17 protein-coding genes are annotated in these 19815 nt (G+C 38.7%); 14 read left to right on the top strand and 3 right to left on the bottom strand.

Features of this window, described 5'->3' with window-relative positions:
* Window positions 1-65: 65 nt before the first annotated feature.
* Both J1E28_RS03960 and recG read left to right on the top strand, forming a co-directional pair.
* Window positions 66-1079: a type I glyceraldehyde-3-phosphate dehydrogenase gene (locus J1E28_RS03960; protein WP_291026975.1), complete on the top strand. Its 1014-nt coding sequence runs from the start codon at window positions 66-68 to the stop codon at window positions 1077-1079.
* Window positions 1072-3006: an ATP-dependent DNA helicase RecG gene (gene recG / locus J1E28_RS03955; protein WP_291026972.1), complete on the top strand. Its 1935-nt coding sequence runs from the start codon at window positions 1072-1074 to the stop codon at window positions 3004-3006. Before J1E28_RS03960 ends, recG begins: the two co-directional genes overlap by 8 nt.
* Before the next feature lie 25 nt (window positions 3007-3031).
* Here the strand turns inward: recG and J1E28_RS03950 are convergent, their stop codons facing one another.
* Window positions 3032-4240, bottom strand: a complete 1209-nt coding sequence (locus tag J1E28_RS03950) for an MFS transporter (RefSeq protein ID WP_291026969.1) — start codon at window positions 4238-4240, stop codon at window positions 3032-3034.
* Window positions 4233-5564 carry a chromosomal replication initiator protein DnaA gene (dnaA, locus tag J1E28_RS03945; protein ID WP_291026966.1) on the bottom strand — a complete coding sequence of 444 codons (1332 nt, stop codon included), beginning with the start codon at window positions 5562-5564 and terminating at the stop codon, window positions 4233-4235. The genes J1E28_RS03950 and dnaA overlap by 8 nt, the downstream gene beginning before the upstream one ends.
* Window positions 5565-5725: 161 nt before the next feature.
* Between dnaA and ruvC the strand changes: the two genes are divergently transcribed.
* From ruvC to J1E28_RS03910, 7 genes are all read left to right on the top strand, one after another.
* The gene (gene ruvC, locus J1E28_RS03940) at window positions 5726-6220 is read left to right on the top strand and encodes a crossover junction endodeoxyribonuclease RuvC (RefSeq protein WP_291026962.1); all 495 of its coding nucleotides are present in this window, start codon (window positions 5726-5728) and stop codon (window positions 6218-6220) included.
* A complete protein-coding gene (locus tag J1E28_RS03935) occupies window positions 6220-7626 on the top strand; it encodes a hypothetical protein (protein ID WP_291026959.1) in 1407 nt (468 codons plus the stop codon). Before ruvC ends, J1E28_RS03935 begins: the two co-directional genes overlap by 1 nt.
* Entirely contained in the window at window positions 7616-8239 is a 624-nt protein-coding gene (locus tag J1E28_RS03930) for a hypothetical protein (protein WP_291026956.1), read from the top strand. The genes J1E28_RS03935 and J1E28_RS03930 overlap by 11 nt, the downstream gene beginning before the upstream one ends.
* Window positions 8236-8652 carry a hypothetical protein gene (locus tag J1E28_RS03925; protein WP_291026953.1) on the top strand — a complete coding sequence of 139 codons (417 nt, stop codon included), beginning with the start codon at window positions 8236-8238 and terminating at the stop codon, window positions 8650-8652. The genes J1E28_RS03930 and J1E28_RS03925 overlap by 4 nt, the downstream gene beginning before the upstream one ends.
* 70 nt (window positions 8653-8722) lie before the next feature.
* On the top strand, window positions 8723-10324 hold the full coding sequence (gene mshL / locus J1E28_RS03920; protein WP_291026951.1) for a pilus (MSHA type) biogenesis protein MshL: 1602 nt from the start codon (window positions 8723-8725) through the stop codon (window positions 10322-10324).
* On the top strand, window positions 10321-11862 hold the full coding sequence (locus J1E28_RS03915; RefSeq protein WP_291026949.1) for a GspE/PulE family protein: 1542 nt from the start codon (window positions 10321-10323) through the stop codon (window positions 11860-11862). Before mshL ends, J1E28_RS03915 begins: the two co-directional genes overlap by 4 nt.
* Window positions 11859-13100 (top strand): type II secretion system F family protein, encoded by a 1242-nt coding sequence (locus J1E28_RS03910; RefSeq protein WP_291026947.1) that lies wholly within the window; start codon window positions 11859-11861, stop codon window positions 13098-13100. Before J1E28_RS03915 ends, J1E28_RS03910 begins: the two co-directional genes overlap by 4 nt.
* Here J1E28_RS03910 and J1E28_RS03905 read toward each other — a convergent pair.
* Window positions 13097-14191, bottom strand: coding sequence for a DUF354 domain-containing protein (locus J1E28_RS03905; RefSeq protein WP_291026945.1), 1095 nt, complete (start codon window positions 14189-14191; stop codon window positions 13097-13099). The two genes, J1E28_RS03910 and J1E28_RS03905, sit on opposite strands and share 4 nt — an antisense overlap.
* Before the next feature lie 120 nt (window positions 14192-14311).
* Here J1E28_RS03905 and thyX point away from each other — a divergent pair, with 120 nt between their 5' ends.
* The 5 genes from thyX to leuB all read left to right on the top strand — a co-directional run bounded on the left by thyX (window position 14312) and on the right by leuB (window position 19710).
* On the top strand, window positions 14312-14971 hold the full coding sequence (gene thyX / locus J1E28_RS03900) for an FAD-dependent thymidylate synthase (protein ID WP_291026942.1): 660 nt from the start codon (window positions 14312-14314) through the stop codon (window positions 14969-14971).
* A gap of 141 nt (window positions 14972-15112) precedes the next feature.
* Entirely contained in the window at window positions 15113-16774 is a 1662-nt protein-coding gene (locus tag J1E28_RS03895) for a 2-isopropylmalate synthase (RefSeq protein WP_291026940.1), read from the top strand.
* A gap of 32 nt (window positions 16775-16806) precedes the next feature.
* The gene (gene leuC, locus J1E28_RS03890) at window positions 16807-18069 is read left to right on the top strand and encodes a 3-isopropylmalate dehydratase large subunit (RefSeq protein ID WP_291026937.1); all 1263 of its coding nucleotides are present in this window, start codon (window positions 16807-16809) and stop codon (window positions 18067-18069) included.
* A gap of 35 nt (window positions 18070-18104) precedes the next feature.
* Window positions 18105-18599: a 3-isopropylmalate dehydratase small subunit gene (gene leuD, locus J1E28_RS03885; RefSeq protein WP_291026935.1), complete on the top strand. Its 495-nt coding sequence runs from the start codon at window positions 18105-18107 to the stop codon at window positions 18597-18599.
* A 31-nt stretch (window positions 18600-18630) separates the two neighbouring features.
* Window positions 18631-19710 (top strand): 3-isopropylmalate dehydrogenase, encoded by a 1080-nt coding sequence (gene leuB, locus J1E28_RS03880; protein WP_291026933.1) that lies wholly within the window; start codon window positions 18631-18633, stop codon window positions 19708-19710.
* Window positions 19711-19815 lie beyond the last annotated feature (105 nt).

Below are 19815 nucleotides of genomic sequence, written 5' to 3'. Positions count from 1 at the left end.
CATATTTGTAGAAATATACTACAATCACTTCCGCATTTTGAGTGATTTTGCATTAAAGGGACAAAATGATACATATCGCTATTAATGGCTTTGGGCGCATTGGAAGAAGTATTATGCGTGCAGCTTTAATGCGTAAAGATTTACAAGATATGCGTATTGTTGCTCTTAATGATATAGGTGATTGGGAGATTCTCTGCTATCTCTTAGAGCACGATAGCACACACGGCATTTTTCCCCTTGCCCCCTCTTATCATAACCATACCCTTAGCTTTGCCAAAGACAATATCCCCCCCATTGCCACGCTTCATTGCAAAAACCCAAAAGATCTTGATTTTAGCGCGTTTGGAGCGGATATTATTTTAGAATCAAGCGGTGTGTTTTTAGATACAAAATCACTTGAGCATCATCGTCAAAAGGGTGCCAAAAAGGTGATTCTATGTGCTTCACCCACAGATGATATGCCTATTTTTGCTCAAGGAATAAATACCTCAGCCTATAAAGGAGAAAGCATATTTTCAAATGCCTCCTGCACTGCAAATGCCCTTGCACCACTTTGCAAGGTAATTGAGCGTGAATTTGGTATTGAAAAAATGAGTTTTTGTATTACCCATAGCTATACCAATGATCAATCACTCCTTGATAGTGTCTATCCAAATGATAAGAGACGCTCACGCGCAGCAGCACAAAATATTATCCCCACAAGTAGTGGCGCAGCGCATACACTTACACGCCTCCTTCCCACACTAGAGGGTAAAATAGGCGGACATAGTGTGCGTGTGCCTGTCTCAAATGTGCTTTTGCTTGATATTACTTTTATTCTCTCTTCATCTACAAGCCAAGAAGCACTTAATGCGTGTATTATCAAAGCAAGCGAAGATGAAATGAAAGGCATTATTGGCATAGATTCTAAGCAGGGCGTGAGTAGTGATTTTATCGGTAATCCTCATAGTGTCATCTTTGCGCCGGATTTAAGCTATGTAATTAATGGCACAATGGCGCGCATTATGGCGTGGTGCGATAATGAATGGGGGTATGCAAATCGCGTACTTGATATGGTAAAAATGTGCGCTTATGTGTGAAAAAAGCATACAAAGCCTAAGCAAAGTCAATAAAGAGCGTTTGAAAAAACTTAAAATCTCCTCTTTGTTGCAATTTGTTATCACCCACACGCCCAAATCCTACACTAATACCGCACTTTCTACAAACCCAACTCCACATCAAAATGGTGTGTTTAAAGTCTTTATTCACGATACACAAACTTTAGGTTTTGGCAAAAATGCGCGTCTAAAAATTAATGCTACAATGAGTGATTTTGACAAATCGCTTCAAATGATTATATTCCACCCCCAAAGCTTTCATAAAAAGATGTTTTTGCCCCACTCGCATATATATGTGATGGGCAAACTTGAGCTTTATAATCATCATTACAATATCATTCAACCCAAGGTGATTAAAAACATTAATACTATTACATTGCAATTTAAAACAACCTCTCTTAATGCCAAGTCTATGCAAGAGCTATGTGCGGAGTTTGTGAGCATTGAAAATCTCCTCCAAAGCGGTTTGCCCCAAGATATAGCACATCATATTAATGAGATTTTTTGCCCAAATGCTGCTTTTTGTGCCGCTTTCAGTGAGCAAAATGCCCTTCCCAAAGAGCATCTTAATGCACTTAAATTTGCAGAAATATATCACTATTTGCGCACTCTCTCTTACAAAAAACGATATTTTCCTGCACATTATCAATGCACAAACGACATTGCTCCTTTTATCCAATCTCTCCCCTTTAAGCTCACACAGGGGCAGAAACAAGCCATAAGTGATATACAAGCGGATTTAAGTAAGCCTATTGCTGCAAGACGGCTTATTATGGGTGATGTGGGCTGTGGCAAAACACTTGTGATTTTATGTGCTGTGATGATGAGCTATCCACACACAAGCATTCTTATGGCACCTACAACCATACTTGCTACACAAATTTATGAGGAAGCAAAGCGATTGCTCCCCGATTTTGTGCGCTGCCACCTCATCATCGCAAAAAGCAAAAAAATAAGCAATGAGATAAGAGAAGCACATTTTATCATCGGCACACAAGCCTTGCTCTATCGTGAATTTGAGCTAGAGAATCTCGCCCTTGTAATGAGTGATGAGCAACATCGATTTGGGACAAATCAACGCTCTAGCCTAGAAAAAATCGCCTCCAACAAAGATCATTCCCCTCATCTTTTCAAATCCTCTCTTTTGGAATCTAGCTCCAAAAATCCCAAAGCGCGTCCGCATTCATTGCAATTTTCTGCGACTCCCATTCCACGCACTCTAGCGATGATTAATGCGCAATTTATTGATGTAAGCACAATAAAAGATGTGCCTTTCAAAAAAGATATTCACACAAGTATTATTGATAAAAGCCAATTTAAAGCCATTTTTACGCATTTGCAAAGTGAAGTAGCAAAGGGACATCAAGCTATCATCGTCTATCCACTCGTAGAAGAAAGCGAACATCTAGGCTATCTCTCCTTAAATGAAGGGCTAAGTTTTTGGCAAAAACACTTTGATAATGTCTATTGCACCTTTGGCAAGGATAAAAACAAAACACAAGTGATGAGCCATTTTGCGCAAAATGGCTCATTGCTGCTTGCAACAACGCTTATTGAGGTGGGCATATCTCTGCCTAAAGTCTCTACAATTATTATCGTTGCTCCAGAGCGACTAGGGTTAGCAACTTTGCACCAATTACGAGGACGCGTAAGTCGTAATGGCTTAAAAGGATTCTGCTTTCTCTACACGCATCAGCCAAATAATGAACGCTTGAAGGCATTTTGTGAAACGCTCAGTGGCTTTGATATTGCCGAACTTGATTTAAAATACCGCAATAGTGGGGATTTACTAAGTGGGGAGCGGCAAAGCGGAGATGAGTTTATCTATATTGATATAAGCAATGATGAGCCTATCATTGCACAAGCTAAAGCCCTACTTTCTAAGCAAAATAGCACTTTAGAATCATAAAAATTAAAATACGTCCCCAGTAGCATCAATGCTTTTTGCGAACTTTTACAAAATGCCACCACAAAAAAATCCCAGCACTTGTAAGCAAAATAAAGCCATTGATATCAAGCATAAAAGGTATGCCTCCCATACGCACAAGCGGTTGAGTAATAAAAGGAGAGCAAAACTGCCCCATAAATACACTTGCTGATAGGAATCCCGCTGCCTTTGCGCGCTCAAAATCCCCAGCTACTGACAAAAGCCACGATGTATTATTCACAAGAATAATGCCAAGCCCAGAGCCTATAAGCACCAAAGCACAGATAAGAGCCTCATATTTTTGTATAGCCCCTATGAGCAAAAATCCCACGCCAATAGCACTTAAAGATATAAAATAAAGCAAAAAAATACTGCATTTTGCACGAAGTCGCCCATAAAAAAGCGAGAGAACTGCTGTGCAAACAGAACTCACCGCCAAGCTCATACCGATGAGATTCCCGCTTTTACCAAGATTATGAGTAATAAAATGCGGAATCTGCGTAGGCATCACATAAAACATACTCATTGCATAAAATGAAAACGCATAAATAGGTAAAAATTTAAAAAAATTAAAGCGTGTCGCTTTTTGCGTAGAATTTGACTTTAGAGTATTTCTTTGTGGTTCAAAAAGCATAAAAAACGCACAAATAAAAATCACAAAGCCTGATGTATAAACTAAAAAGGGATAGCGCCAATTCAAATCACTCAATGCACCCCCAAGTATGAGAAAAATCGCCCCTCCTCCTGCCATAAAAAATCCTTGCAACCCCAATGCCCTTTCACGCTTTTCGCCCTGATAATAATCCCCTATAAGTGCGCTTATTGCCGTCATTACAAAAGCTGTTGAAATACCAAAAATCGCTCTTGAAGCAAGAATCCAATAGATATTATCCTCCAAGAAAAAGCCACTTGCCCCACTCGCGCTCCACATAAAAATCGCAGGATAAAGAAATCTCGTGCGTCCATATCGCTCAAGTAAAAAACCACTTATAGGTGCAAAAATCATAATAAACAAAGCCGGAAGCGTAAGTATGAGCTTGGAGAGCATATCAATATGAGGCACAGAAGCAAAATGCTCTTCAAAATGCGGAATGGAGGGCGCGATGATTGTCCCACCTAGCACAGTCATTGAGGCTACTGAAAAAAGCACAACCTGAAATAATACTGAATCTGTGAGCTTTGCTTGCTCTTGTGTATCTTTTATCTGTCTAGACATCGCTCAAACTCTGTTGAATTTTATTTTTAATATCTTCTATGATATTTTTTGTGGAACTATCTTGGGCAATCTCTGTTTCAATATTCTTTAGTGCCTTACTTACTGCGCTATGATCTTTCATACCTAATTCTTTTGCAAGTATTGGCATAGAATTAATCGTTAGATTGCGCGCAAGATAAATCACTGCGCGTCTTGCAAAAGCCACCTTGCGGCTGCGCTCTTTGGAAACAATCTCGCTTGGCTTGATATTAAGCTCCTTGCTTACTGCCTTAATGATATTTTGAAGCGTAATGCCCTCTAACCGCTCATTTTGGTAGTTTTTGAGTACATTTTCAGCCACTTTATGTGCGCTACTTTCAGGCGAGAGATTAAGGTTAAGGTTAATCGTAGAAAGTATCCCCTCGATTTGGCGGATATTGCCGTGAATATTTGAAGCGATATATTCAATTATCTCTCTCTCAAGATTGATGCTATTGATTTCACATTTAGATTCAATAATAGCAATCTTTGTCTCAAGCTCGGGGTTAGTAATTTCTGCCATTATCCCCCCCTCAAAGCGAGAGCGGAGCCTATCTGCCAAGCCCTTAATCTCTTTTGGTGGTTTATCACTTGTCATCACAATTTGTTTTTTCATTCCATAGAGTGCATTAAAGGTATTAAGAACCTCTTCTTGCACACCCTCTTTGCCACCCAAAAACTGCACATCATCAATAAGCAAATAATCGCACTTACGATATTTATCGCGGAATCCGTCCATTGTCCCGCGCCTAATCTTTTCTGTATATTCATTCAAAAAATCCTCCGCAAGGACATATATCACATCTTTGTTTTGCTCTTTGACACAATTCCCTATGGCATTTAAAAGATGCGTTTTGCCAAGCCCAGAATTCCCATAAATCATCACGGGATTATACATTGTCGCTTGTTGCTGGGATATGATTTTGGCTATGGTAAAGGCGTGTTCATTGGACTTGCCAACGACAAAATTGTCAATGAGATAAAATGGATTCAAAGAAAGAGTATTCATTTGAAAATGTGTTGTGCTTTTATTGATTTTTAAACTTTTCACATTTTTATGTTTTTCTTTTAATTTAATGTGAATTTCTGGGCGCACACCATTAGCACTTTCTTCTTCAAATGCTTTTGCAATCATATCAATATAATTGCTTTTTATCCAATTTGCTACAAAAATATTTGGCACATAAAAAACCTCTAAATCTGTCCTAGAGGCATTTTCATCATATTCCATAAGCAAAATATAAGATTCATACTCTTGCAATGATAGTTTGTTTTTAAGTTTTGTTAATATATTATCTATACGCAATCTTTAAGCCTTACTCTATGTCCTATATCATAGATTAATGATGTGAAAAAATGTGAAAAGTCGCTCTATTTTAGCTGATAAATCCCTTAAAATATCGCTAACTTAACATCGCAAAATGAAAGGGGAATCATAATGCAAAAAACTTTTAATTTGGATTAAATATGTATATCTTAGGCATTGACCCCGGGAGCAGAAATTGTGGCTATGCTATTATTGATTACAATCCTCCAAAAAGCCTCAAGCTCATAGAAGCTGGAATTATTAAAATAAAAGAGCGACATTTACAAAGTCAAATTATAGAGTGTATCGAGGGCATTGACTTGGTGCTTAAACAATATCACATTGATGAGGTTGCTCTTGAGGATATATTTTTTGCCTATAATCCTAAAAGTGTGATAAAACTCGCGCAGTTTCGCGGGGCATTAAGCCTCAAAATACTCCAAGAAATCGGGCATTTTGCTGAATACACGCCCTTACAAGTCAAAAAAGCACTCACTGGCAATGGCAAGGCAGATAAAACCCAAGTCGCTTTTATGGTTAAGCGTGTTTTGGGCATTAAGGGTGAGATTAAGCCACTTGATATTACAGATGCCATTGCCATTGCCATTACGCATTCTCAAAGAATAAACGCAGAAGCAACAAGGGTAGTAAAATAATGCCTATACACAAAAAACCCACAGCACCAAGTTTTTTTGATGTGCAAACTCACACCACTTATACTTTTATAAACGATACTCTCTCTGCTCACGCTAAAAAGCCAAAAATAGTCAGTATTCTTTGCCCCCCTCTATCATATTTCACACATCTTACCCTAGAAATACAAAAAGAATCTATGCAAAGCTCTCATATTTCTTCACTTCTTTTTGCCCTCGCCTACCAACAATCCGCCCTAGATGAGCCACCCTATACCTATGAGCTTTATTTTACCTCACGCGCTCATCTCTTTGATGAGCAAAAATGTATGTGTGAATGCTTTTTTTATCATAAAACTAAATGCACACAAGATTTTTCACTTCCAAAAACACATATTATTACCTGCGATATATTCTTGCCTTGCGCTCTTAGCGCGCTTAATATACAAGAAAATTTTATTGCCTATATAGAATCATATCTCTGCTATTTTCAAAAGGGTATGCTCAAAGAAATATTGCCCTGTAAAAAAAGTCAGCACACATCATTAGAGCAGATTCACTCACCAACTGCAGAATCTAACCAAGATGAATTACACACTCTCATTAACGCACATATTATTTATTTACAAGAAGCCTATCATCAGCATTTCACACATATTTATTATTTGATGCAAGAGCATAATGCCCTTATATCCTTACTCAAAGCAAAAGAAGATAATAGTTTTTATATCAGTGCACCCCACATCAATAACCAAACACTCCATATCGCTCCACTAAGCCATATATGTGAGCAAACGCGCCATATGGACTTAAAAGACTTTAGAGCAATTTTAGCCTTGCATTATGCCTTGATTGCATCACAAGATGCTTTGCCAAATTTCGCTCCAAAACCACACCCACATAAAAAACTATACTATGCACTTGCCTTTATATGTGCGATGTTTATGTGCATTATTCCTTTAAGTCTTTTTGTCTATAATCACACCCTACAACGCAATATTACTGAACTTAATGCTCAAAGTGAGGCGCTTTTTATCCAAGCAGAATCTCCCACAACACAATCTCTACAATCTCTCACACACGATACACTCCAATCTCTTGCATATAAACAAGAGCAACTCGTGCGCAACTTGGAGGAACTTTATTTGTGGCAGCAAAACTATAACCAACGCTATATGTTTGTGCAAGAGATTCTCAATGCGCGTGCAAATTCGATTAACTATGAATATATAAGCTTTTATTTTAGCCCAAATATGTTTCTTGCCTCACTCCAAGTGAGTGCGCAAAGTCAAGTTCATATCTCTACGCTTTTTGCACATTTTCACGCTAATGCACAAGTCTTTTTGCAAGATTCTATTATAGAGGACAAAGAAAGTGCAGAATCTCCGCGTTTTTATGCACATATCATCGTGGTGCGCTATGCAATATAGAGCTTTTCTTACAAAAATACAAGGATTCATACATCATTTTCTCTCCACCAAGACGAGGCGCGAAAAATACTTGCTTCTTATTGCTATAAGCTTATGTGTAATATTTATTGTGCTTGATTTTATCTATATGCCATTGCTTGAAAATTATCGCACCCTCACAACGCTTTATTCTCATACGCAAAAAGAATTAAAACTCTCTTGGGATTCCTTGCACGATGCTAAAACGCTTCATTTAGAGCAAATGCACTCTTTACAAACAGCACTCCATAACCTAGAAGACAATCTTAAACTTTTAGAGCAGCATTTTACCGCGCAAGAGCCTTTGCTCAACCCTTTTACGCTTATGCCCACACTCATTGAATTTGCTAAAGACCACAATCTTACGCTTTTTTCTCTTGCCCCCTATCCCACGCTTAATGCCCTTAGTGTAGAAGGGGAGGGGAGTTTTGATGATATTATTGCTCTACTTTCACATATAGAATCTCATCGCTTTTTGAGTGTTGATTTTTTGCATCTTGTGCCAAAAGATAATGCGTATATCGCCTTTCATATTTTGATGATAGATCATCGTTTGCAAGGAGGAAAAGAAGAAAAAAGAGGGGTGCAGCAATGAAAAAAGAGATGAAGCAACTTTATGTGCTTTTAGGCATAATACTTTTTGCTCCTGCACTTCAAGCTATGAATAAAGCACAAATAGAGCAGTTTCTTTCTTCTTTGCAACATTTTTCTAAAATACAAAGCCTTGAGACATTAGAGAATCTACGCAATCCATTTGAGCATAATCTCACTCAAGAAACACTTGAACTCTATGCTATTATCAATGGTAAAGCCCTTATTAATGGAGAATGGCTTCATAAAGGCGAAAAGATACGAGGCTATACAATCCTTGATATACACACCCAATATATACTCGTCCAAAAAGGCAAACTCATTCAAAAAATTCCCATAGGCAAAGGCATAGATGAAAACATCCACACAAATAACAATAAAAAGAACGACCTTGATGAGGGAGTGGCAAAAGAATAATCTCATATTATTTTATGTAGGCTACAATATTTTACTACGCTTACACAACAATCTTAAGAAGGAGTTGAAGGTGTCCAAGATTGCTTATTTAAGCTTTTATCTTTTGCCTTTGACGCTTTTTGCTTGCAACACGCCTATTAATATCCGCTCTCATAGCAATGTCTCCCTAAGCAAAATTATCGAGGAAGTCGCCGCACAATGCCAACTCAATGTTATTTATGCACAAGAAAATACCAAAACAATGCTTGATAATAAAAAGATGGCTATTTACATAAAAGATAAGCCCCTAAAAAATGTCTTAAATAGCCTTATTCTTGGCAATGATTTCTATTATGAGCTTGAACGCGATACACTCAAAATTAGCTCACTTCTTACTAAAACCTTTGAGATTCACTATATCGCCACCACACGCGTAGGCTCAAGCAATACAGATATTATATTTTCACAAGATAATCAAACCCAAAGTCTCTATAACACCAATTACAGCCACACATCGCTGGGTTTTTCAGATTTTGAGCTTAACTCACAAGCACATAAAATGGCTATAGACAAGGCAACTTCAAATAATCCAAATATTGGCAAAAGTGGGACAAAAATTTATAGCATTGATGAAATTGATTTTTGGGGTGAATTGCACGATGAAATTGCGGGTGTTGCTTACGCACCCGGTGATATATACCAACCAAAAATCGCAGAATTAAAGGGCAAAAGCAAAGATATTATTATCAACAAAGCCGCAGGATTGCTCACTATTACCGCTACTCCCTCACAAATGCGCCGAGTTGAGCAATATATCCATAATCTCAATGAAAAGATTCAAAGACAGGTGCTTATTGATGTGCATATTTTTAATCTCCAACACACTGATAATCAAACTTATGGCGTGGATTGGAATGAGTTTTATAAATTAGGCAATCTCCTCACTCTCCCACCAAATGCAGAAAATAGTAGCAGTGGGAGCGTGAGTTCAAGCGGCACAAGCTTTGCAATTAATATTTTCTCACAAGGGATAAGCATTCAACGCATTGTAGAATTTCTTAAAACCTATGGTAGGGTGCAATCTGTCTCTAATCCCAAAGTACTCACACTCAATAATCAACCTGCAATCATTAGCGTAGGTAGCGTGCTTCGATATGCTCAAAACACCACCTATCAAACAACCACACAAGGCACTTCCATACAAAATAATGCCCAAGCTTTTCCCTCTGTATTTGCAGGAATCTTGCTTGATGTAACACCAAGCATTAAAGAGGATAAGATTATTTTAAAAATTAATCCCTCCATTACCAAAACAAAAGATATTGCCACTGAAAATCAAACAACCGCGCTTGAAATGCCGCCCAATCTCTCCACAAAACAACTCTCTTCTCTTGTGCAAGTCAAAAATGGGGAGCAAATCATACTCGGTGGGCTTATTGATAAAACAGAAGGGCAAGTAATCCGCAAAGTGCCAATTTTGGGTGATATTCCACTTGTAAGGTATCTCTTTAGCTATAAAACAAGCATCAAAGAAACGCAAGAAATGGTGATTGTTATTGCCCCGCGCATTATTCATTTTGAATCTCCCCCCTCACTTAAAGAACAAAAACATATTGAATCTATCATTGACTTCACGCAATCTCGCCAACCTCAAGATTCTACAAAAGAAGAATCCATCGGGATTCAAGAATGAGTTTTTCTTCAGTAAGCCTACAAAACCTTGTGCTCAATGAATTATGCCTAATCGCGCTTGAGTATAAATTTATAAAAAAGCATCAATGTTTGATTTTTAATATCAATGAAAACACAAATGAGATTCACATTGCACTTTATGCAGATGGTGCTCCACTTGGGCTTATCCGCGCGCATATCTTAAGTCTCTACCCTCAAGCACATTTATGCTTTTTTAATGTCTCAAAGCAAGACTTTAATCTTCAATCTCATCGCATTTATCTTTTTCAGCGCTTTCATAGCCTCAAAAACGCGCTTCTTAAGCAGCACACAAACCCAAGACATAGCCAAACAAACATAGATTCTACCAATGAAGATATGTGCGTGGTAGCATTGCTTGATTTTATTTTACTTACCTGCATTGAGCAAAAAGCAAGTGATGTGCATTTTGAATCTTTTGTAGAAAATGGACACAGCAAAGCGCGTATTAGAGCGCGCATAGATGGCTTATTGCAAGAGCTTTTTTGTTTTGAATCTGATGTGCTTAGTGTTTTGAGTTCGCGTTTAAAACTTGAATGTGAGCTTGATATTACCCAGACGCGCCAAAGTCAAGATGGGCGATTTGGAAGGGAATTTAATGGCTTAATTTATGATTTTCGCCTCTCCATTTTGCCCTCTTTTGGTGGCGAATCGCTTGTGATTAGAATCCTCTCTAAGAATACGCAAACAATCACGCTTCAATCTTTGGGCTTTAATGAAAAGCATTTAGACATCATATCTACTCATATCAGCGCATCTCAAGGCATTATCTTGCTCACAGGTCCCACAGGAAGCGGCAAATCAACAACGCTTCACGCGATGTTAGAATCCATAAAATCTCCGCATAAAAAAATTATTACCCTTGAAGATCCCATTGAATATCATACTCAACTCACTACGCAAGTGATGATAAATGACAAATATGATTTTGGCTTTAGTAAAGCTCTTCGGGCATTGCTACGACACGATCCGGATATATTGATGATTGGCGAGATACGCGACAAACAAAGCCTTGATATAGCCTTGAGGGCTTCTTTAACGGGGCATTTGGTGCTAAGCACTTTGCACGCTAATGATTCCCTAAGCGTTATAGAGCGCTTGCTTGATATGGGGGCGCAAAGCTATCTGCTTGCTTCAAGTATGCGCCTTGTGCTGTCTCAAAGACTTGTGCGCAAATTATGCCAACATTGCAAAGTGCCACTTCCCGCCAAAGTAGTGTATAATAAGCTTTCAAATGCGAATCTTTTGCATCTATGGAAGCATATCCAAGAAGGGAGCTTTTTTGAATCTTCTGGCTGTGGGCATTGTAATGGGCAAGGATTTAGTGGGCGGACGCTATGTGCTGAAGTATTACCTATTTCTCCCTTGCTTTATGATTACATTAAATCACCACAGGATAAAGCCAAGATTCTTGCTGTGCTTAAAGAAATGGGATTTAAAACCTTGCTTGAAGAGGGTATGGAGCTTCTCAAAAATGGGCAAAGTAGCTTTGAAGAAATATATAGGATTTGCAATATATGAAAAAATTGCCACAAAAATATCTTATTAAGGGCATAAAAGATAATCAAAATGTGCAAATAACCCTCTTTTCTACTTCGTATGAAAATGCAAAAGAGCAGAGTTTGCATAAATACCATATCTACCCTATTGAGATTAAAGCCCTAAGTGGTTTTGAATTTTTACATTTACAGATGTTGCGCTTTGATAATACAATTACCACACAAGATATTAGCGCACTTTTTTTGCAAATCTCTATAATGCTTAGTGCGTCTTTGCCCATACTTGAGGTAATTGAAGTATGTGCGAAAAATACCAAAAAACCACCGCTTAAGCGGATTTTGCTTGAGATTGCCTATCGATTAAATCTTGGACAAAAACTCTCCTTAAGCTTTAAAGAGCATAGGGATATTTTTGGCGATATGGCTTGGAATATGATAGCTCTTGGCGAAAAAAGCGGTGAGCTTGGTAAGATTTTTAAAATGCTTAGCAATCACTCCATACGAGAGCATAAAAACAAAAATAGCATTAAACGCGCCCTTTTTTATCCTCTGCTTGTGCTTATAAGTATCATAGGTGCATTTGTAGGGCTTGTGGCTTTTGTATTGCCTGAATTTTTAGTGATGTTTGAAGAGCTAAACGCCAACCTTCCTATATACACACGAATACTCATTCATTTACAATCATTTTTCACGCATTTTGGATTGATTTTTTGCCTCTTTCTTGTTATTTCTGCCTTTATCATTCATCGATTCTATATACATTCTGCAACTTTTAAGCATAAATGCCACAATATTGCCTTGCATCTACCTTTTATAGGGGAGATTATTCAGCTTAATATGTTTTATCAATATACTTTCACGCTTTTCTTACAGCTTAAATCCGCCACTCCGCTTGATATAGCACTTTCTCTAAGTAATAATACCCTTTCAAATCTCGCACTTAAAGCACATTTTGTGCAGGTTTTAGAATCTGTAAAAAATGGCAAAAGCCTCTCACTCGCCCTCACACAAGCCAATGTAATCGATGAAATTTCTTTAGCGCTCATTGCCGCAGGTGAGCAAAGTGGCAAACTCCCTGAAATGCTCGAGGTATGTGCAAAAAGATTCGAGGAGATTACACAAGAGAAGATTAATTTTCTTATCTCGCTCATTGAGCCGCTTTTAAGCCTTGTTATGGGCATTGCTTTACTCTTTTTAGCATTAGGTATTTTTGTGCCTATGTGGGATATGAGTACAGCAGCAATGAGCGGGGTGTATTAATCTTGCAATAATCTTTGTATAGGCTCTAAAATACTGCTAAAATCCACTCCTTGTGGAGCAAAAATATCATCTCTTTTATAATGAGCCTTGGATTCTGCAAGAATATGTTGAGCCAAATTCTGCACTTGCGTGGCAGATTGGGCGTGATACATAAGCTTGGATTCAAGCAAAAAAGTATCGTGAAAAAGCAAAAGCGAACGTGTAGAAATGACAGGTATCCCCAAATAACACGCCTCAAGATTCATGGTCCCCCCACCACCAAGAAGCAAATCTATAAAGGGATAAAATGCCTTTGGAGGTAGCTTTTGTGTGAGAATATGAACATTTTCTACCTCGCCAAAGGCAGATTCTAGCTCTTTTTTCCCATAGCGAGGTATAAGTAATATATTTGCCCATTTGCTAAGTAACCCTATACTCTCATAAATAATGGGCAATTTTTCTTTGACATAATGCGCCTTATATTCCTCCTCCCGCACCAAAATAATAGGGAGCTTCTTATCTAACCCCCATTCACGCATAAATGCTGCTCTCTGTGGGCAATCTCGCGCTAGACTTGGCACATTTTGGAGCCATAGCACCACATCAATAAAATGATAAGCAATCACTTGTGAGGGGTGTAGTCCTAAACTTGTATAGCATATCTCTGGCACAACAAAAGGGCGAAAGACAAGCGTTGAGAGCGGGAGGGTAAGGCGAGAGAGAATCGTGAGCTTTTGTGTGCTAAAGGTGCAATCAGCCACAGGTGTATCAGCAAAATGCACTACCGGTATGCCTAAACCAAAGGCGCATTGCACCCCATCAACACTTGCGCCGGTGATAAAAAGACGAGGCAATACATCAAGCTCTTTAAAAAGGGCTAAGAATCCACTTTGTCTTTGCAGACGAGAATGAAATTTGCCAAGCTTACTTGCCCCTCCATAGCCACCAATTTCATACGCAGGTATTTTAAAAAGCTCTAAAAGCTTTGCGCATTCTGCATACTCCTCACTCTTGCGTGTAGTAATAAGTAGCTTATCTAGCTTTTGAAGCTCTGGAAGCAAGGATTTAAAAAACATCACATATTTGGGATCAATAATATCAAGCCAAATCATACTCTCTCCTCATTGATTCAAGAAATCGCCTTTTTACGCGCATTAAAGGGCATTAATATTTAGGCGTATTAATTTTGGTAATATTGCAGATTCTATACAAATTCACCAAGAGGAGAGGCAATGGGAGAGCAAAAAAAATGTAAAATTCATATTACACTTTTGCATTACACACCATTAAACATTTGTAGCAACGCCATACGCACTTGTTGGCAAAGCTTTGATAAAGGCGATAATGGTGGAGAAAAAGATAAGGAACTTATCGATAGAGTGGGCAATAAATACAAGCACGCGAGTACTTTGGAGCATTTATATTATAATTTTTATATTCAAGGTATTTCTCGCGCGTGCTTACAGGAATTAGCGCGCCATCGCCTAGCAAGTTATAGTGTCAAATCCTCGCGCTATACGCTTAAAGAGCTCAAAAATCTCCCTAGCTTTTTGCCCATAAATAGTGAAAATCTTGCCCGCGCAGAAGAATTTGTCGTTTTTACAGAAAATGAACAAGTTAATCACGCCTCGCTCCGCGCCCTTGAAGCCTTGCGCGAGATTTTATGTAATAATGTGAGCAATGATATTGCCAAGTTTGCTATGCCAGAATCCTATCGCACAGAATTAAGCTTTAGCATTAATGCACGAAGTTTGCAAAATTTTCTCTCTCTGCGCTCTTCTAAGTCTGCACTATGGGAGATTCGCGCTCTTGCTTTAGCACTTTTTGATGCACTTCCCAAAGAGCATCAATTTATTTTTGAGCATTGCATAAACGCCCAAAATGAGGCTTAAGATGTGCATAAATTTTGACGATTTTAAATGAAAAAGAGAAACTCTTTCTTTTTATGGATAATTTTTATCATTTGTTAGTTTTTATTGCTACAATCACAAAACTTTTTGAGTATAATTTTTTCTTAAACATTAGGAGTTTTTATGAGTCATACAAAATATCAACGAGGCTATTTTATGCCTCCAAAGGAATCTTTAGAGTGGAGCAAAAAGGAATATATTCAAAAAGCACCTATTTGGTGCAGTGTAGATTTACGCGATGGGAATCAAGCCCTTATCACTCCAATGAGCCTAGAAGAGAAAATTACATTTTTTAAACTCCTCCTTAAAGTTGGATTCAAAGAAATTGAAGTGGGTTTTCCCGCAGCGAGTGAAACAGAATATCGCTTTTTACGCACACTTATTGAGCAAGATCTTATCCCCGATGATGTAAGTGTGCAGGTGCTTACTCAAGCAAGAGAGCATATCATCAAAAAAACTTTTGAAAGTCTTGAAGGGTGCAAAAATGCGATAGTGCATGTTTATAATTCCACATCTTTTGCCCAACGCCAACAGGTATTTAAAAAATCCAAAGAAGATATAAAATCTATTGCGTGTGAGGGTGCAATGTATCTTAAAGAATGCGCGGCAAATACCAAGGGGAATTTTAGATTTGAGTATTCGCCTGAAAGCTTTAGTGGCACGGAGGTGGATTATGCCCTTGAGGTATGTAATGCTGTGATTGATGTCTTTAAGCCAACTGCAGAAAAAAAGCTCATCATCAATCTCCCTGTAACCGTGGAAATGAGCCTCCCTCATATCTATGCAAGTCAAGTAGAATATATGTCAAAGCATCTTAAGGAACGCGAAAATGTGCTTATCTCTTTGCACCCACACAATGATAGAGGTTGTGCAGTAGCTGATGCAGAACTTGGGCTTTTAGCAGGAGGCGATAGAATCGAGGGCACACTTTTTGGCAATGGTGAGCGCACAGGAAATGTGGATATTATTACCCTAGCGATGAATATGCACACACACGGCGTAGATCCTAAGCTTGATTTTAGTGATATTCCTAGTATTTGTGATGTGTATGAAAAAGTAACCAAAATGCAAGTATATGAGCGACAGCCCTACTCTGGAAAGCTTGTGTTTGCCGCTTTTTCTGGCTCTCATCAAGATGCTATCGCTAAGGGAATGGCATATCACAGAGATCATCAACTCAAAACTTGGAGCGTACCTTATTTGCCTATTGATCCAAAAGATGTAGGACGCGCGTATGAAAGTGATGTTATTCGCATTAATTCTCAAAGTGGCAAGGGTGGCATTGCCTACATTTTGCATCATCATTATGGGATTAATCTCCCCTCGCTTTTAAGAGAGGAATTCTCCTATTACATAAAAAATATATCCGATAGAGAACATAGAGAGCTAGAGCCAAATGAAATTTGTGATATTTTTGTTCGCGATTTTGTGAATCTTCACACATATTTTGGTATAAAGTCCTTTCGCTTTGAGCAACAAGGTGCAGATTCTAGCATTGAAGTATCGCTTGAAATTGACAAAAATGGTAACAAAGCGCAGATTAAAGGCAAGGGAAATGGGCGACTTGATAGCGTAGCAGATGCACTAAGGGTATATTTAGATATCAATTTTGATATACTTGATTATAGTGAGCATAGCTTGAAAAAGGGTTCAGATTCTAAAGCCGTATCCTTTGTGCAGATTGAAAGCAATGGACAAAAATGCTTTGGAGTAGGTATTGATAGTGATATTATTGCGGCTTCTGTCTTTGGGCTAACAAGTGCGCTCAATAGAATCTTAGCCTAAGATTCTAATCTCAATAAACGCAAGGAGAAGAAATGGGAATGACGATGTCGCAGAAGATTCTAGCTCATCGCGCAGGACTAGAAAAAGTGCAAGCGGGCGATTTGATTATGGCAAAGCTTGATATGGTGCTTGGTAATGATATTACTACACCTGTGGCGATTAATGCTTTTAAGGCGGCAAAATTTGAAAAAGTATTTGATAAAGATAAAATCTCGCTAGTGATGGATCATTTTGCTCCAAATAAAGACATCAAGGCTGCTACACAAAGTGCGCAATGTCGCTGTTTTGCTAAGGATTTTGATATTTCTCATTACTATGATGTGGGAAATATGGGCGTAGAACACGCGCTTTTACCTGAACAAGGCATCGTAACCATTGGCGATTTGATTATTGGTGCAGATTCACATACTTGCACTTATGGGGCGTTGGGAGCATTCTCTACCGGTGTAGGCTCTACTGATATGGCAGTAGGTATGGCAACAGGACAAGCGTGGTTTAAAGTCCCAAAAGCGATGAAATTTAATCTTAAAGGTAAGTTGCGCCCCTTTGTGAGTGGCAAAGATGTGATTTTGCATATTATTGGCAAAATTGGCGTTGATGGTGCGCTCTATAAAAGTATGGAATTTGGGGGAGAGGGATTAAAAAATCTCACTATGGACGATAGGCTTTGTATCGCAAATATGGCGATTGAAGCCGGAGCAAAAAATGGCATTTTTGAGGTTGATGATATTACGCTTGCATACGCTAAAGGGCGCACAAATAGAGAATTTAGAATCTACAAAGCCGATGAAGATGCCGAATATGAGCAAGTTTTTGATATTAACCTTGATAGCATTAATCACACCGTGGCGTTTCCGCATCTGCCTGAAAATACCAAAGAAAAGGAGCAATGGGGCGAGATCAAGATTGATCAAGTAGTTATTGGCTCTTGCACCAATGGGCGATTAAGCGATATGGCGGTGGCAGCAAATATTCTCCAAGATAAAAAAATTGCCAAAAATACGCGTTGCATTATCATTCCTGCAACACAAAATATTTACTTAGAGTGCATTAATAGAGGATATTTAGAGACTTTTATTAAAGCAGGTTGTGTGGTTTCTACGCCTACTTGTGGTCCTTGCTTAGGCGGACATATGGGAATCCTAGCAGCAAATGAAAAATGCGTAGCTACAACCAATCGTAATTTTGTGGGCAGAATGGGACATACCACAAGCGAAGTGTATCTCTCATCTCCTGAAGTAGCAGCAGCAAGTGCAGTAAGCGGATATTTAAGCGCACCACAAGATATTCTATAAATCTAGAATCTAAAAAATAACACAAGGGAGAGTAAATGAAAGCACAAGGCTTTGTCCATAAATATGGTGATAATGTTGATACTGATGTGATTATTCCCGCACGATATTTAAATACAGCCGATCATAAGGAGCTTGCCTCACATTGTATGGAAGACATTGATAAAGACTTTGTGAGCAAAGTAAAAGAGGGAGATATTATGGTGGGTGGTTGGAATTTTGGCTGTGGTTCAAGCCGAGAGCACGCACCTATTGCGATTAAGGCAAGTGGAATCTCTTGTATCATCGCTAAAAGTTTTGCTCGTATTTTTTATCGCAATGCCATTAACATCGGTCTTGCTATTATAGAATCTGAAGAAATTGCAAAAAGCCTTGAAAATGGCGATGAGGTGGCGATTGATTTTGATGGGGGCATTATCACAAATTGCAAAAACAATCAACATTTTAATACTGCGCCTTTTCCGCCTTTTATCCAAGAGATTATCAATGCCAATGGGTATTTGAATTGGATTGCCAACAAACAAAAACACTAATTTAAACAACCTAAACCCATAAGGAGAGAATATGGAAAAGCGCATTGCAGTTATTTATGGCGATGGTATTGGCAAAGAAGTCATCACACAAGCCTTGAAAGTCCTAAGGGTAGTGGAGGAAGCTTACGGGCATAAGTTTATATTGCAAGAGGTTTTGGCAGGGGGGAGCGCTATTGATGCGTGCGGAGAGTGCCTCCCACAAGAAAGCCTAAAAATCTGCAAGGAAAGCGATAGTGTGCTTTTAGGTGCAGTAGGTGGTCCTAAATGGGATAATGAGCCAAGCCACAATCGCCCAGAAAAGGCACTTTTAACTTTGCGCAAAGAATTGGGGCTATTTGCAAATATCCGCCCAGCAACCCTACTCCCTCAACTTAGCAATGCAAGTCCGCTCAAAAAGGAGATTTTAGACAAAGGCATTGATTTTATTATCGTGCGGGAGCTTATTGGCGGAGTGTATTTTGGTGAGCATAAAATCGAGCAAATAAATGGGCAAAAAGTCGCAAGTGATGCAATGACTTATAGTGCCTCACAAATAGAATCTATTGCCAAGGTGGCTTTTAATATCGCTAGAAATCGCCAAAAAAGGCTTGTTTGCGTAGATAAAGCAAATGTGCTTAGCTCTTCGCGCTTATGGCGAGAGGTGGTTGATGAGGTGGCTAAAAATTACGCCGATGTGGAGCTTAGCTATATGTATGTAGATAATGCTGCTATGCAGATTTGCCGCGCACCAAGCCAATTTGATGTAATACTCACTGAAAATATGTTTGGCGATATTTTAAGTGATGAGGCAAGTATCATTACCGGCACGATTGGCGTTATCCCCTCCGCTTCACTCTCAACTCAAAGCTTAGGAATGTATGAGCCAATCCACGGCAGCGCGCCTGATATTGCTGGGCAAGACATCGCAAATCCCATAGGCACAATACTTTCAGCCGCAATGATGCTAGAGCTTTCATTTGGACTACAAAAAGAAAGTGAAGCCATACAATTAGCAGTGCAAAATGTGCTTGATAAGGGCTATCGCACTGGCGATATGATGAGTGAGGGAATGCAAAGGGTGGGGTGCACACAAATGGGAGAGCTGATAGCCCAACATATTGCACGAATCTAGCGAAGATTCTAGTAATATTAAACAAACACAAGTATGCTTCCTTGTCTTTGTTTGTGCTGATTTTTTGTTGAAAGACAAGTTATTTTTATCAAAAAGATTTTTCTT

It is taken from the genome of Helicobacter sp. (assembly GCF_022511165.1).
In the GTDB taxonomy this organism is placed as follows: Bacteria; Campylobacterota; Campylobacteria; order Campylobacterales; family Helicobacteraceae; genus Helicobacter_C.
This window is presented reverse-complemented; position numbering and strand designations above follow the sequence as displayed.

Excerpts from the sequence above, each read along its gene's own strand:
- J1E28_RS03895 (WP_291026940.1), top strand. The coding sequence starts at position 15,113 with ATGAGTCATACAAAATATCAACGAGGCTATTTTATGCCTCCAAAGGAA.
- J1E28_RS03910 (WP_291026947.1), top strand. The coding sequence starts at position 11,859 with ATGAAAAAATTGCCACAAAAATATCTTATTAAGGGCATAAAAGATAAT.
- recG (WP_291026972.1), top strand. The coding sequence starts at position 1,072 with ATGTGTGAAAAAAGCATACAAAGCCTAAGCAAAGTCAATAAAGAGCGT.
- J1E28_RS03915 (WP_291026949.1), top strand. The coding sequence starts at position 10,321 with ATGAGTTTTTCTTCAGTAAGCCTACAAAACCTTGTGCTCAATGAATTA.
- leuC (WP_291026937.1), top strand. The coding sequence starts at position 16,807 with ATGGGAATGACGATGTCGCAGAAGATTCTAGCTCATCGCGCAGGACTA.
- ruvC (WP_291026962.1), top strand. The coding sequence starts at position 5,726 with ATGTATATCTTAGGCATTGACCCCGGGAGCAGAAATTGTGGCTATGCT.
- J1E28_RS03925 (WP_291026953.1), top strand. The coding sequence starts at position 8,236 with ATGAAAAAAGAGATGAAGCAACTTTATGTGCTTTTAGGCATAATACTT.
- leuD (WP_291026935.1), top strand. The coding sequence starts at position 18,105 with ATGAAAGCACAAGGCTTTGTCCATAAATATGGTGATAATGTTGATACT.
- J1E28_RS03930 (WP_291026956.1), top strand. The coding sequence starts at position 7,616 with ATGCAATATAGAGCTTTTCTTACAAAAATACAAGGATTCATACATCAT.
- J1E28_RS03935 (WP_291026959.1), top strand. The coding sequence starts at position 6,220 with ATGCCTATACACAAAAAACCCACAGCACCAAGTTTTTTTGATGTGCAA.
- J1E28_RS03905 (WP_291026945.1), bottom strand. The coding sequence starts at position 14,191 with ATGATTTGGCTTGATATTATTGATCCCAAATATGTGATGTTTTTTAAA.
- J1E28_RS03960 (WP_291026975.1), top strand. The coding sequence starts at position 66 with ATGATACATATCGCTATTAATGGCTTTGGGCGCATTGGAAGAAGTATT.
- J1E28_RS03950 (WP_291026969.1), bottom strand. The coding sequence starts at position 4,240 with ATGTCTAGACAGATAAAAGATACACAAGAGCAAGCAAAGCTCACAGAT.
- leuB (WP_291026933.1), top strand. The coding sequence starts at position 18,631 with ATGGAAAAGCGCATTGCAGTTATTTATGGCGATGGTATTGGCAAAGAA.
- thyX (WP_291026942.1), top strand. The coding sequence starts at position 14,312 with ATGGGAGAGCAAAAAAAATGTAAAATTCATATTACACTTTTGCATTAC.